Annotated in this window: 10 protein-coding genes; 4 read left to right on the top strand and 6 right to left on the bottom strand. The window is 62.7% G+C overall.

Annotation, left to right across the window (positions count from 1 at the left end; genetic code table 11):
• Positions 1 to 368: 368 nt before the first annotated feature.
• The 4 genes from ACSQ9E_RS08855 to egtD form a co-directional block, all read right to left on the bottom strand.
• Positions 369 to 812 (bottom strand): hypothetical protein, encoded by a 444-nt coding sequence (locus tag ACSQ9E_RS08855; RefSeq protein WP_157421904.1) that lies wholly within the window; start codon positions 810 to 812, stop codon positions 369 to 371.
• 2 nt (positions 813 to 814) lie between these two features.
• On the bottom strand, positions 815 to 5,524 hold the full coding sequence (locus ACSQ9E_RS08850) for an RHS repeat-associated core domain-containing protein (RefSeq protein WP_436217477.1): 4,710 nt from the start codon (positions 5,522 to 5,524) through the stop codon (positions 815 to 817).
• 212 nt (positions 5,525 to 5,736) lie between these two features.
• Positions 5,737 to 7,047: an ergothioneine biosynthesis protein EgtB gene (gene egtB, locus ACSQ9E_RS08845; protein ID WP_436220201.1), complete on the bottom strand. Its 1,311-nt coding sequence runs from the start codon at positions 7,045 to 7,047 to the stop codon at positions 5,737 to 5,739.
• Positions 7,048 to 7,147: 100 nt separating this feature from the next.
• The gene (egtD, locus tag ACSQ9E_RS08840; RefSeq protein WP_436217476.1) at positions 7,148 to 8,242 is read right to left on the bottom strand and encodes an L-histidine N(alpha)-methyltransferase; all 1,095 of its coding nucleotides are present in this window, start codon (positions 8,240 to 8,242) and stop codon (positions 7,148 to 7,150) included.
• A gap of 239 nt (positions 8,243 to 8,481) precedes the next feature.
• Here egtD and ACSQ9E_RS08835 point away from each other — a divergent pair, with 239 nt between their 5' ends.
• From ACSQ9E_RS08835 to ACSQ9E_RS08825, 3 genes are all read left to right on the top strand, one after another.
• A complete protein-coding gene (locus ACSQ9E_RS08835) occupies positions 8,482 to 9,555 on the top strand; it encodes a metal-dependent hydrolase (RefSeq protein WP_436217475.1) in 1,074 nt (357 codons plus the stop codon).
• A gap of 111 nt (positions 9,556 to 9,666) precedes the next feature.
• A complete protein-coding gene (locus tag ACSQ9E_RS08830) occupies positions 9,667 to 9,918 on the top strand; it encodes a DUF1272 domain-containing protein (RefSeq protein WP_322596572.1) in 252 nt (83 codons plus the stop codon).
• Positions 9,915 to 10,541, top strand: coding sequence for a LysE family translocator (locus ACSQ9E_RS08825; protein WP_436217474.1), 627 nt, complete (start codon positions 9,915 to 9,917; stop codon positions 10,539 to 10,541). Before ACSQ9E_RS08830 ends, ACSQ9E_RS08825 begins: the two co-directional genes overlap by 4 nt.
• Here the strand turns inward: ACSQ9E_RS08825 and ACSQ9E_RS08820 are convergent.
• Positions 10,538 to 11,143, bottom strand: coding sequence for an OmpW/AlkL family protein (locus tag ACSQ9E_RS08820; protein ID WP_436217473.1), 606 nt, complete (start codon positions 11,141 to 11,143; stop codon positions 10,538 to 10,540). The genes ACSQ9E_RS08825 and ACSQ9E_RS08820 overlap by 4 nt on opposite strands.
• A 310-nt stretch (positions 11,144 to 11,453) precedes the next feature.
• A complete protein-coding gene (locus tag ACSQ9E_RS08815; RefSeq protein WP_057265757.1) occupies positions 11,454 to 12,446 on the bottom strand; it encodes a DUF808 domain-containing protein in 993 nt (330 codons plus the stop codon).
• 202 nt (positions 12,447 to 12,648) lie between these two features.
• On the opposite strand from ACSQ9E_RS08815, the gene ACSQ9E_RS08810 reads away from it, so the two are divergent.
• A complete protein-coding gene (locus ACSQ9E_RS08810; RefSeq protein ID WP_057203585.1) occupies positions 12,649 to 13,353 on the top strand; it encodes a class I SAM-dependent methyltransferase in 705 nt (234 codons plus the stop codon).
• Positions 13,354 to 13,438: the final 85 nt, after the last annotated feature.

Here is a 13,438-nt window from a genome sequence, read left to right as displayed (position 1 = left end):
AATCGGATTTAAGGGGCTACGCGAATGGCCCTTTTTTTATATCTGCCGCTAACCTACAGCTTTAGTTTCTTGCGCTCAAATTCTCCGCAGAAGACGAGCTGCAGTTAACCCCCTCAACAGTCTACCCCTTTGGGAAGGTCTGCATAAATCGATTATTCGCTCATTCGCCGCTATAACTCGTTGATTTAATTGATGCACACCATACTGAAGTTGATTTATGCAGAGGATCCTTTGACGCATGCATGATGCATTAATAATACACAGAAAATCCTCCCATCGAAATTCGTATTTTTAGGCCTCGGAATTGAATGGATTTTTTATAGGTTGCCGCCTACCCGCACCCGCCTTAAGCCCTTCCATCAAAAAACTCATCCCCCTATTCCTTTCAGCACCTTCTCAACAGAAGGTTTCCAAATTCCCTTCATTGCACCAACCCGCTCACGCGCGAGACTCATTAAAGCGGGGTGAGATGAGGCAATATAAACCCTTGAATTATTCATTTCATCCAAAACAGCAATAATATCACGCACCTCCAAATCTTCGTCAGAAATCTTCAGCCGCGCTACTAAAAGAGCCACGGCAGGCTCTCCATTTTTGGCAAACTCATTTATCAAATGAATTTGCGGCGGATGGACATTTTCATTCCCAACCCTCATCAGCCTATACTGCTCATCAATCGAATAAGAACGAAATTGCAATATTTGCTCGTTTGTTTTTATGCGAAAAAATCGCAAATCCGCTTCACGCTCCACCTTGAAATTGCACCCTACCAATACGAGCATCAAAAATAAAACCGCGAATACTCTTGACATACTCACTCCTTCCACGAGGCCTTAAGCTCTCTGTAAATTTTGCGATGCAAATCATGCGCCGGTATTTCATAGGCATTTTTCTCATATCCGTTTTTACTGGCTAACAGGTAGCTCAGCCAAGTCATTCCCTCACGATACTGCCCCACGTGAAATAATTCATGACCCAATAAAGCCAAATCCTTTGGCGTGCAAAATGTTTGCCCTGGATCTGTAAAATAAATTACATTCCCACGAGTTATCGCATCCACTCCGTTTTGCGTGTAAAACGGCTTTTCACCAACTCGTATGTCAGCACTATCCAAGTCGATTTTTGGAATATACGGCTCCAAAAAATCCTTCTCACGCTGAGTTAGTGGCCGAAGCCCCCAATAGTCAAAATTATTTAGAGAATTCCCCTCCACATATCCAAACCGATTGAACCCACCCTCCAACCCAATCGGATCCGCCTGCGTATACCGCCCCCGCTCCGCACTGTAGCTGCGGAAGTAGTTGTAGTGCAGGTTGCTTTCTTTATCGTAATACTGCCCCGGGTAACGCAGGTTGAAGGTCACCTCGGGGATGGTGGTGGTGCCCGTGGTGGGGTTGGTCGTTTCGTTGGTGAAGCGCTTGGAGCCCAGGGTAGGCTGTTCGTCGCCGAAGGCGCTGTAGGCCCATTGCCAGGCCACCTGGCCGTCGGGCTGGGTGAGCTTGCGCGGGGTGTTCAGGTGGTCGCTGTGCACGGCATAGGCAACCCCATTGACGATGGCGGCAATGGGCATGGGGCCGTTGGCCGTGGGCAGGTAGATGTACTGGGTGGTGCCGGTGCTGTTGCTGCCGCCCATGCCGTATTCGCCCAGCAGGGTGCCGTCCTGGCCGTAGACATACGCGAAGCCGAGCTTTTGCGCGTCGCTGCTGCCGGGGCTCCACAGGCGGGTGAAGAATTCGTAGGCGGTCTGGATCAGGCCTTTGTCCTGTTCCTTCTCCGCTTGCTCCTGGTCTTCGGGGTCGGCCAGCAGGTTGTTGAGGTTCTTGCCGCTGGTGGTGCTGCCTGATCCTGATCCGCTGGCTGCAAACAGCGGTTCGGTCTTGAACACGCGCTGGCCCAGGGCGTTGTGGGCGTACTGGGTGCTGGGGGCGTCTGCTCCCGTGCCGGTGGTGACTTTTTCCAGGCGTTCCTGGCTGTCGTACTGGAAGGTGCGCAGGCCGTCGGTCAGCAGGTCACCGGCGACGTTGTACTGGAAGTCGACCAGGGTGTTGGCGGTGCCGCCAGGGCCGGACTTGGTCTGGCTGAAGGCGGTCTGGCGGTTGGCGGTGACGGCGTAGGTGCGGTTGGTGGTGGTGCCTGCGCGCTCCTGGGTGCTGGTGGTGCGGTTGCCGTTGGCGTCGTAGGTGTAGGTGGTGGTGTCGACCGGCATGCCAGGGTAGGCGTGCCGGTTGAAGCCGATGATGCGGCCTGCGCGGTCGTATTTCACGGTCCAGCCGAACTCTGCTTGCAGGGTGCTGCTGCCTTGCGGGTCACTCTCGACAGGATAGCGCAGCATCTGTGTCAAGGCGGTGATGCGGCCCCCTTCGTCGTAAACGTAGTTGCTGAATTCGGTGCTCTTGAGCCTTCCAGCCGTATCGTAGGAGCGAGCGGCGGGAATGGCGGCTGCGCTGCCTGCCAGGTTCCAGTTCCAGCCGGTGGGCTGCCCCAGAGGCGTCCATGCAATGCTGCTGACAATGGGCTGGCCAGCCCATGTCAGGCCAGTGAGTTGGCCGGTGGCGTCGTAGACGTTCTGCAGGGCCTGGCCGCCGGGGTAGGTGGTGCTGGCCAAGAGACCCGTAGTGGCGTTGTAGCTGTAGGCCAGGGTGCGGGTGTCGTTGTTGATGAGCTTTTGGGTCTGGCTCACTACGCGGCCGTGCGCATCGCGCTGGTAGGTGGTCAGGCCGCTCGAATCCTCGATCTCGCTGAGGTAGCCCTTGCTGGCCGGGGTCTGGTCGTAGCGCAGGGTGGTGGTGCCGCCTGTGTGCACGATGGACGTGGGGCGGCCCAGCAGGTCGCGGGTGATCGTCGTTGCCTGGCCAAGGGCATTGGTGATGCTGCTGGGCAGGCCCAGGGCGTCGTACTGGGCGGTTTGGTTGCCGCTATCGAGGCTGGATTCGCTGGTAGCGTTGCCCTGAAAATCACGGGTGTAGTCCGTGGCTATGCCATTGAAATCCTTGGCCTGGGTGATGGCGTCCGCACCGCTGTAGGTGAGGCTGGCGGTGGCATTGGCCGCATTCGTAATGCTCTTGACCCGCCGAACTGGATCGCGCCCGTAGAACTCGGTGTGGGGAACGCCGCCCATCGTCTGCGACTGTCTCGTCATATCCCCGTTGCCGTCCTGCCAATAGGTTAGTGGCTCTGCGGAATCGCCCAAGGTCGTGGTTTCTACACGGTTGATGTAGCTCATCGTGCGCGCCAACCGCCATGCTAATTGACCGTTGCCGGCGCGCACCTCCTCTACCGTGCGATTGCCCATGGCATCGAGCACGTATGTGGCTGACGCTCCGCGGTTGTCTGTCCATCCATTCAGGCGGTGCGCGCCATCGTAGTTGTATGTGATGCGGTGGCCATGCGGCAAAATGACGGTGGCAACCTCGCCGCTGACCCTGTAGGTAAAGGTGGTGACCAAGCCGCCACGATTGAGGGTCAGCACATTGCCGCGAGGGTCATAGGTGTAGGCCGTGACCAAGCCATTGGGCGCGGTATGGGTCAGCACCCGGCCCGTACTGTCGTACGTGTAGGCATCCACATGCCCCAGCGCGTTGGTGGCGCTGGTGAGGTTGCCTGCGCCGTCGTACTGGTAGATGGTGACGGCGCCGTTGGGCGCCTTCTCGGTGGCAACCAGCCCGCTCACATGGTAGGTCCAGGCCCAGGTATTGCTGGCGGTGGCACCCACCTCTGTCTGGGTCAGTACATTGCCGAACGTGTCATAGGTGTAGTTGACGATGCCACGGCCCGGCACCGAGACGGTGGAGGGCGAACGCCATTGCGGGTGCCAGATGAAGTTGGTAGCACGGACTTCTGGCTTGCCAGGAGCTTCGGTGATGGAGATCGGCAAGCGGCGTGGTGCATCCCATTCATAGGTGGTTTCGTTGTACTCCTGGTCATACTTCTGAGCAGGCAATCCGTCTTCCCGTATGGTGCGGGATTTAATAGGTGGATCGCTTGGCGATGCTGAAGCCAAGGATGAACCGGTATACACCAGTTCATTGCCATAGACGCGGAAGCTATGGCTACGCGAGGTTCCCAACGGATCTACAAATCCATCCACATAAGGTACCGAATATTTGTCGACACCTCCCGCCTTTTCCGTGCTGAATGCAAAGCCCTCTTCGTCGTACTTGAAGGTGGAATGCCGTTGTCCATGCTCGTCAATCCGGCCCGCGAGCAATGAGCCCACCGTTGGCGTGCTGACGGTGTACACATACTCGCTGGTGGTGCCGTCGGCTTGCTGAACTGTCTTGAGGGCACCGGCGTCCGTGTAGGTGAACGATACGCTGCGCTGGTCGTTGCTGGTAACGCTCACGAGCTTGCCTACACCGGAATACACGAACCCCAGGCTTTGCCCGAAATTGTTGGTCACCGACGCGGGGCGATTGCCCGAATCGTAACCATAGCTCAGGCGCCAGCCATTGCGGTAGATTTGCTCCACAAGCAGGCCTTTTTCACTGAAGACATAGCGCCTCTCGTTTTCTGTATCGTCAAAGACCCAGCGATTACCGTCCTTAACCAGCGTGTGAAGCTTGTTGCGACCGATGAATGCCGAGTCGCCATTCTGTCGGTGAAAGTAATTGAAGGTGCCGTCGCCCATGTGCACACGGACCAGTGCGAAGCCACTGCCCAGGTCAAACCCGCTTTCCTGCCCGCTGCGGGTAGCGCTGCTTGAGTGGATGGCGGTGCCATCGCTGGATTTGGCGGACGCCAGGTAAATGTCGTGGTTGTGGAGCCAGCCGTCACCGAGGGAGTCCTGGCTGGCGCTTTTTTTGAAATAGGTGCCGAACCAGAGTTTTTTATCGCGCGCGCGGTGGCTGCGGTACAGGCGGCGAAACTCCAGTGGCATGGGGCCGGCGTTGACCAGGTCAACCACCGACTCGATCTTTTCTCGGGTGGTCACCAAAATGGGGTTGCCTTTTAGGGCGATTTGCGGACATGTCTCGCATGGCGGAGGAGTTTTCGCCACCGGGTTGACGCACATGTAGGTCTGCTTGTCCAAAGCCCAATATCCTGCAGTGCCACTCCATGGATGATTGCAAGTAATTGCACGTGAAGCATAGACCTTGACGATGCTTGAACTCACATCGCGGCATGTGGTGCCGCTTTTCCATCCATATGTAATGGTCAGCGGTGCATACTGGAAAAGGGGCTCTTTAGATTGGATAAACTGATCACGGTCAATAACTTCAACCCCTCCTACTGAGTAGGAAAATTGACACATATTTCCATAATTCGGGTTGGTGTATATCAGGTAATTGAGGGTCTCCTGAACCGCCTTGTCCTCTGTCGCATAGCTACTTCCCGAATCGGGAGGAGCCACTCCGTAGCCAGAGCCATACCCCCAGTCAGTAAATCCATCCGGTTTGAGCCGACAGGTCATGTAGCCATTTGGACCTCCCTCGACACAGGAGTCTTTGAAATTGCTTTGCGCGTTTGCCGCCCCCACAAACAGCAACGTGCACGCAACCACCACCCTGGCAAACCAAGTCTGCATATCCCACCCTCTCTTTGTGAATCGCTTCTTTTGACAAGCTGGTCCCGCCTACGCTGGCCAGCCATGCTTAAAGTTTCACACAGGTGGGGGACTGAAAAGAATTTTTACAAGAGCGGTTGGCATTTTCCAACGCGTGTTCAGTACCCGACGTTGGTCACAGGCGAACCGAGCGCTGCCTAAGAGACGGCGCTCTTCCAATTCAGTGCGTGAATCTACACATCCCGCGCCAACCGCACCCCCGAAAACTGCCACCGCGCAGTCGCCGGAAAGAAGTTGCGGTACGTGGCCCGCACATGCCCCGCAGGCGTGGCGCACGAGCCCCCGCGCAGCACATACTGGTTGACCATGAACTTGCCGTTGTACTCGCCCACGGCGCCCTCGGCCGTGCGGAAGCCGGGGTACGGGGCGTAGCTCGACTGGGTCCACTGCCAGGCATCGCCGAACATCTGCGCCATGCCCCCGCCCTCGGCCGCACCGGGGTGCAGCAGGGCATCGGGGCCATCGGCAAAATGGCCCTGCAGGGGCTGGCGCGCGGCGGCGCATTCCCATTCGGCCTCAGTGGGCAGGCGGGCGCCGGCCCAGCGGGCGTAGGCGTCGGCTTCGTAGTACGACAGGTGCACGGCGGGCAGTGCGCTGGCCAGGGGTACGAGGCCGGCCAGGGTGAATTCGTGCCAGGCATCGCCATCACCGCCCTGCCCTGCGCGGTGCCAATAGATCGGTTGTTCTAGGCCCTGCGCGGTGCGCCAGTCCCAGCCTTCGGCCAGCCAGTGCACGGGGTTGCGATAGCCGCCGTCTTCGATGAAGGCGGCATATTCGCCATTGCTCACCAGGCGCGATGCCAGGGCGTGGGGCTGCAGGTAGACGCGGTGGCGCGGCAGTTCGTTGTCGAAGGCAAAAACGCCGTTGTTATTGTTGTTGTTGCCACCGGCATGGCCGATTTCGACCACGCCGCCGTCGCTGCGGTGCCAGGTGAGGGGCTGGGCGGGGCCGCTGCCTGCAGTAGTGGCTGGCTGGAGGGCGTGGTACGGCGGGAACAGCGGGTTGCACGACAGCAGGTGCTTGATGTCGGTAACCAGCAGCTCCTGGTGCTGCTGCTCGTGGTGCAGGCCCAGCTCCACCAGGGCCAGCAGCTTGGCGTTGCCTGCGTGGCGGGCCAGCAGGTGCTGCATGCGCTCGTCCACATTGGCGCGGTAGGCCAGCACTTCGACCAGCGAGGGGCGGGTGAGCAGGCCGCGCTGCGCGCGCGGGTGCTTGGCGCCCACGCCGTTGTAGTACGAATTGAACAGCACGCGGAACGCGTGGTGGAACGGCGCAAACGCCAGTTCATGCGGTTCCAGCACAAAGGTCTCGAAGAACCATGTGGTGTGCGCCAGGTGCCATTTGGCGGGGCTGGCGTCGGGCATGGACTGGGCGCAGGCGTCTTCCGCCGACAGCGGGGCCGCCAGCTCTACCGAGCGCTGGCGCACGGCGGCATAGTCTGCGGGCTGAGGGGGCGGGTTTGTCGTCGTCGCCAGCGTGTTCATCATCCTGCCAGTGTGCCCCAGCGTGGCGGCATTCGGCTGGGAAAATCGCTCGGGCAACCCCGCGTTGCCGTGCAGTGGTGGCGGCGCAAGCCGCGTGTGATCAAGGCTGCGCATGCACCACCGCAAACCAGCCACGCGGATCGGTCCAGGCCTGGGCGCGCGAGAAGCCGGCGCGCGCCAGCAGGTCGGTAAAGGCAGGCAGCGTGTACTTGTAGCTGTTCTCGGTGTGGATGCACTCGCCCGCCGCAAAGTCGCGCACACCGCCGCCCTGCCAGCGCACCTGCAGGGGCGACATGGCCTGCAGGTGCATTTCGATGCGCGATTGCAAGGTGTTGAAGAAGGCCAGGTGGCGCCACTGCGCAGGGTCGAAATTGCTGCCGATGAGGCGGTTCACATGCGTGAGCACGTTAAGGTTGAAGGCGGCGGTGACACCGGCGGCATCGTCGTACGCGGCCTCCAGCACGTCCACGTCCTTGGGCAGGTCGATGCCGATGAGCAGGCCGCCGTTGGCATGCGGTTCACCCTCGCCGTCTACCAGGTCGCGCATCTGCTCCAGCAGCATCAGCGCGTGCGGCGGGTCGAAGTTGCCGATGGACGAACCGGGGTAGAACACCAGGCGCCCGGTGCGCGGGATGTCGGCCGGCAGGGTGACGCCGCGCGTCATGTCGGCGCCAACCGCGCGGGCGTCCATGCCGGGGAACTCTTCGCGCATGCGGGCCACGGCCTCCTGCAGAAAATCGGCCGAGATGTCCACGCCCACAAAGCAGGCCGGGGCCAGCGTGCGGCACAGGGTGCGCGCCTTTTCGCAGTTGCCAGCGCCCAGTTCAATCAGCGTACGGCCGTGGCCCACGGCGTCTGCAATGGCGGCGGCGTGCTGCTGCATCACCGCATGCTCGGTGCGGGTGGGGTAGTACTCGGGCAGTCGGGTGATGGACTCGAAGAGCTCCGAGCCGAGCTGGTCGTAAAAATACTTGGGCGAGATGGTGGCGGGCTGCTGCAGCAGGCCCTCGGTGATCTCGTCGAATACGGACTGGTCTGCCAGCGCGGATACGGCTTGCGCGTTGTCGGTCTCGGGGGCCAACCCCTCGAAGGCTTCGAAGGCCAGGTGGGGTGGCTTGGCGTTCGAGGCCGCTTGGCGCGGCGCGCCCTGGGTTGGAAGCAAGGGCGACGGGTTCTGGAGGAGTGCGTGGGCCATGGTTCGGTAGGTTAGCGGCGGGGCCGGGGCCCCAAAGTAGGACGAGCGCGCATGTGCCTGATCATGGGGCATCCTGGATGGCGCTGCTTGGGCGCAACTGCGCAGGCTTTCCTGTCATCGGGCCATGCCACCATGATGTCGCCACCAAGCGGGCGCGGCAAGCCCTGTTGTGGCTGGCCCGCATTTCGCTTGCAGACACATCTTTGCCACAAATACACCAGACAAGGACACACCGCCCCATGGATTCATTGACCCAGATCGCCCTGGGCGCCGCCGTCACCCTCGCCACCATGGGCCGCCGCACCGCCGCGTGGAAGGCCGTCTTCTGGGGCGCCGTGGCCGGCACCCTGCCCGACCTGGATGCCTTCATCGACCATGGCGATGCCATGCTCAACATGGTGCTGCACCGCAGCAGTAGCCATGCCTTGCTCAACCTCACACTTTTGTCAGGCCCGCTGGCCTGGCTGGTGGCGCGCCTGCATGGCGAAATACCGCACCTGCTGCGCTGGTGGCTGGCCTTGTGGCTGGCGCTGGTCACGCACCCGCTGCTCGATGCGATGACCGTCTATGGCACCCAGCTGCTGTACCCGTTCACCAACCACCCCTACGGCGTGGGCAGCGTGTTCATCATCGACCCGCTGTACACCGTGCCGCTGATCATCGGGGTGGTGGCCGCACTGGTGGCACGCGGCAGGGACGGCAGGCGCGGCCTGCGCTGGAATGCCTGGGCGCTGGTGTTCAGCACCGCCTACCTGGGCTGTGGCGTGCTGGCGCAGCAGCATGTGGAGGGCATTGCGCGTGCCTCGCTGCAGTCAGAGGGCATCACTGCAGAGCGCGTGCTGGTGACGCCCGCACCGTTCTCTGCCGTGCTGTGGCGCGTGGTGGCGATGACGCCTACGCATTACCTGGAGGGCTTTCGCTCGCTGGCCGATGGCAGCCAGCAGCCCATGCGCTGGACGCGCCATGAGCGCGGTGCAGACCTTTACGCCACCTACCAGGGCAATGCGCATGTGCAGCGCCTCTCGCGCTTCACCCACGGCTTCTACCGCATGAACGAGGCCGGTGGGCATGTCTACATCACCGACCTGCGCATGGGCATGGAGCCTGCGTACTCGTTCCACTTCGACATCGGCACGCCGCAGCAGGTGCTGGCCGGCACGGCCAGGGCCCGGCAGGAGTTGCAGCGCCCCGATCTGGAGACCGCCCTTCCCTGGCTGTGGCGGCGCATGTGGGCGCTCGACGATGGCCCCCTGCGCCCACCGCCAGGCACCGGGCCGACAACACCCGCGCCGACGGCGACCCCGGCGGGCTGAGCACGCAGGCAGCAGTACAGACGGCGCTGCTGGCAGCAGCTGTCTGTATCTTGCCGGGCACGGCCGCTGCGCATAGAGTGAGCGGTCTACCGACCACCCCGAGGCCCCGCCATGCTCCAGATGCGCCCCAGCTGCGAATGCTGCGACAAAGACCTGCCCCCTGATACGACTGCCGCGCGCATCTGCACCTTCGAGTGCACCTTCTGCAGCACCTGCGCGGGCGGCCCACTGGGCGGCATCTGCCCCAACTGCGGGGGTGAGCTGCTGCAGCGCCCGCGCAGGCCCGCATCCAAGCTCGCGAAGTTTCCCGCGTCGACCGAACGCGTGCACAAACCGCAAGGCTGCGGCCCGGTGCTGGCATGAGCACCACCACCCTGCTGCTCTTTGCGCTGGTGGCCCTGGTGGCCATTGCCACGCCCGGGCCCACGGTGCTGCTGGCGCTGGCCAATGGCTCGCGCTATGGCGTGCGCCGTTCGGTGCCGGGCATGCTGGGAGCGGTGGCGTCCGACTTTGTGCTGGTAGGCGCCGTGGCGCTGGGCCTGGGTGCGCTGCTGGCGGCCTCGGAGTTCTGGTTCTCGGTCGTCAAGTGGGTGGGCGCCGCCTATCTGGCCTGGCTGGGGCTGCGCCTGCTGCGCTCGCAGGGCGGGCTGGAGCTGTCGCAGCCCGGCGGTACCCAGGGTGTGACGGCCCGCAGCGTCTTTGCCAAGTCGTTCCTGGTGGCGGTCACCAACCCAAAGGGCTATCTGTTCTGCTCGGCCCTGTTGCCGCAATTCATCGACGCGAATGCGCCTCAATGGCCGCAGTACGCTGCTATTGCGGTGGTGTTCGCAGGCCTGGATTTCGCGGTGATGCTGGCCTATGCCATTGTGGGCGCCAAGGCAGTACAGCTGCTGCGCCGCCGCGCCGTGCTCTGGCTCGACCGCTGCTGCGGCGGGGCGCTGTTGGCGCTGGCCGGGTCTTTGGCGTTCTACCGCCGTAGCGCCTAGAACCGGTAACCCAGACCCACGCCGACCAGCACCGGATCCACCTTGAAAGTCCCCGCCTTGGCGCCGCCAGCGAACACGTCGGTCTGGATGTAGACCTTCTTCACGTCCAGGTTCAAATACAGGTTCTTCGACAAGGGAATGTCCACTCCCACCTGAAGCGCGCCGCCCCAGCTGCTCTTGTCGATGCCCACGCCGGCAGGCAGGTGCACGCTGGAAAAGCGCGTGTAGTTCAGTCCCGCGCCCACATAGGGCTTGAAGCCGGGCGCGTCGAAGTGGTACTGCAGCAGCAGCGAGGGCGGCAGGTGCTTGAGCGTGCCGATCTTGCCGTTCAGCGCAGTGGCGTTGACATCGTGCTTTTGCGGCACGGTCAGGACCAGCTCGGCGGCGATGTTCCTGGTGAAGAAGTAGGAGACGTCGACCTCGGGGATCACCTTGTCGTTGATCGACAGGCCCAGGCCGGTGAAGTCCTTGTTGGCACTGGCCAGGTTAACGGCGCGGGCGCGCACCAGCCAGGGGCCTTCGGATTCTTGTGCCATGGTGGCGCCGGATGCCAGCGCGCAGGCGGCCACCAGGGCCAGGTTCAGCAGCTTGTTGTTCTTCATGGGAGCGATCGATTCGATGCGGTTGCACGGGGACGACCCCCGTGCATGCATTGGGCCCCCACGCGCACCGATGCGCCTTGCCACAGATCAACCATCGGCACCGCTAACGCGGCGCGCCACCGACCCAGCGCCCAGGCTTCGATCTGGATCAACAATCTGTGCGCCACCCGCGTCGCATGAAACTGGCGCGGCCTAAGCCAGCGCCCCCGCGCAAGGGCCGCCCCGCCGCGCTGGGGGCGTCCCCCTCCCGAATCGCGTAGCGAGTCGAGAGAGGGGTGAAGGCGCGCAGCGCCTCAGGGGGTGCTTCACTTCAGTGCGAGGCCGCGCCCTTGCCGCGCATTTTTTGCACGGCAGTCACCACAGCCACCACCAGGCCACCCGCGACGATGCCCACCACCGCATTCAGCAGATTGGAGATCAGCCCGCCCCAAAGAGCGCCCGCAGGCCAGGTGCCGGCTGCAGCGCCAGCCCCCTCCACGGCATGGTGCAGGGCCGGAATGCCGTGCACCAGAATGCCACCGCCCACCAGGAACATGGCGGCCGTGCCGGCGATAGACAAAAATTTCATGAGCCAGGGGGCCGCATTGACGATGCCCGTGCCCAGCGCCTTGGCCACGGCGCTGCGCTTGTTGTTGAGCCACAGGCCCAGGTCGTCGAGCTTGACGATGCCGGCCACCAGTCCATAGACGCCTATGGTCATGATGACCGCGATGCCCACCAGCACAGCCACCTGCTGCGCAAACGAGGCCGTAGCCACCGTGCCCAGCGTGATGGCGATGATTTCTGCCGAGAGGATGAAGTCGGTGCGCACGGCGCCCTTGATCTTGTCCTTTTCCATGGCCACGAGGTCCACGGCGGGGTTGGCATTGGCCTGGGCACGGCTTTCGTGCTCGGCCTCGTCCTTGCTCTCGCTGTGCAGGAACTTGTGGGCGATCTTCTCGAAGCCCTCGAAGCACAGGAAGGCGCCGCCGATCATCAACAGCGGCGTGACGGCCCAGGGCGCGAAGGCGCTGATCAACAGCGCTGCCGGCACCAGGATGGCCTTGTTGATCAGGGAGCCCTTGGCGACGGCCCAGACCACCGGGATCTCGCGCTCGGCGCGCACGCCGGTGACCTGCTGGGCGTTGAGCGCCAGGTCATCGCCCAGCACGCCGGCCGTCTTCTGTGCGGCCACCTTGGTCATGACCGATACGTCGTCGGCCATGGCGGCGCTCTTCTTGGCCGCCACCTTGGTCATGAGGGCGACGTCGTCGAGGATGGTGGCGATATCGTCCAACAGGGCTAGAAGGCTGCCAGCGGCCATGGAATGTCCTTGCGATTGCGGTGAATGCGCCGACTATAGCAACGCGCAGGGCCCGTCCCCACGCGTCCAACGGCTACATGCAAAGTAGGCCAGGAGCCCATTGCGGGCCACGCAAGGAAGCCCCTACAGGCCAAAAGGCGCATACTTGGCGCTGCACCACCAACCTTTGGGGTCCCTTGATACCGGGCTTCTCGCCCGGGCCATGCCAGGCTACCTCACCAAGCAAGACAGCGTCCCGATCGCGGGCGCTGCGAATCTCATCATCCGTTCGCTGCTGGACAGGCAGCAGTTCTCTGACCCGCTGGGCGAAGCCGAGCGGCTCGGCATTTCGTCGGCCCTGTGGCCGCTGTTCGGCATGCTGTGGCCCTCGGGCACGCAACTGGCTGAGCGCATGGCCACCCGGCCGCTGAAGGCGGGCGAGCGCGTGCTGGAGATCGGCTGCGGCCTGGGCCTGGCCAGCCTGGTGTGCCACCGGCGCGGCATGGACATCACTGCCAGCGACGGACACCCGCTGGCCGACCGCTTTTTGCTAGAGAACCTGCGGCTGAACGCCCTGCCGCCCATGAAATACTGCGCCGGCCACTGGAACCCACCCGAAGGCACCGAGGGCGACGGCACCGCCGCCAGCACCGTGAGCGGCCAGTTCGACCTGATCATGGGCAGCGACGTGCTCTACGAGCGCGACGCACGCGCCACCCTGGCCGGCTTCATTGACCGCCACGCCGGCGTGGGCGCCCAGATCTGGATCGTGGACCCGGATCGCGGCAACCGCAGCGCCTTCCACAAGCAGATGGCCGTGCACCGATTCGCCGTGGTGGAAGAGCGCCTGGACCACCCGGCCCTGGACGACCGCCCGGCCTACAAGGGCCGCCTGCTGGTCTACCAGCGGCCTGCACTGGCCAGTTGAGACAGCAAACGGCTCGCCCATGAAAAAACGGGGCCGAAGCCCCGTCCCTTGATCCCGGTCACGGCCTGAACGGCCGTACCCACCG

This window comes from Acidovorax sp. LjRoot118, assembly GCF_964253575.1.
Classification (GTDB): Bacteria; Pseudomonadota; Gammaproteobacteria; order Burkholderiales; family Burkholderiaceae_C; genus Acidovorax.
This window is presented reverse-complemented; position numbering and strand designations above follow the sequence as displayed.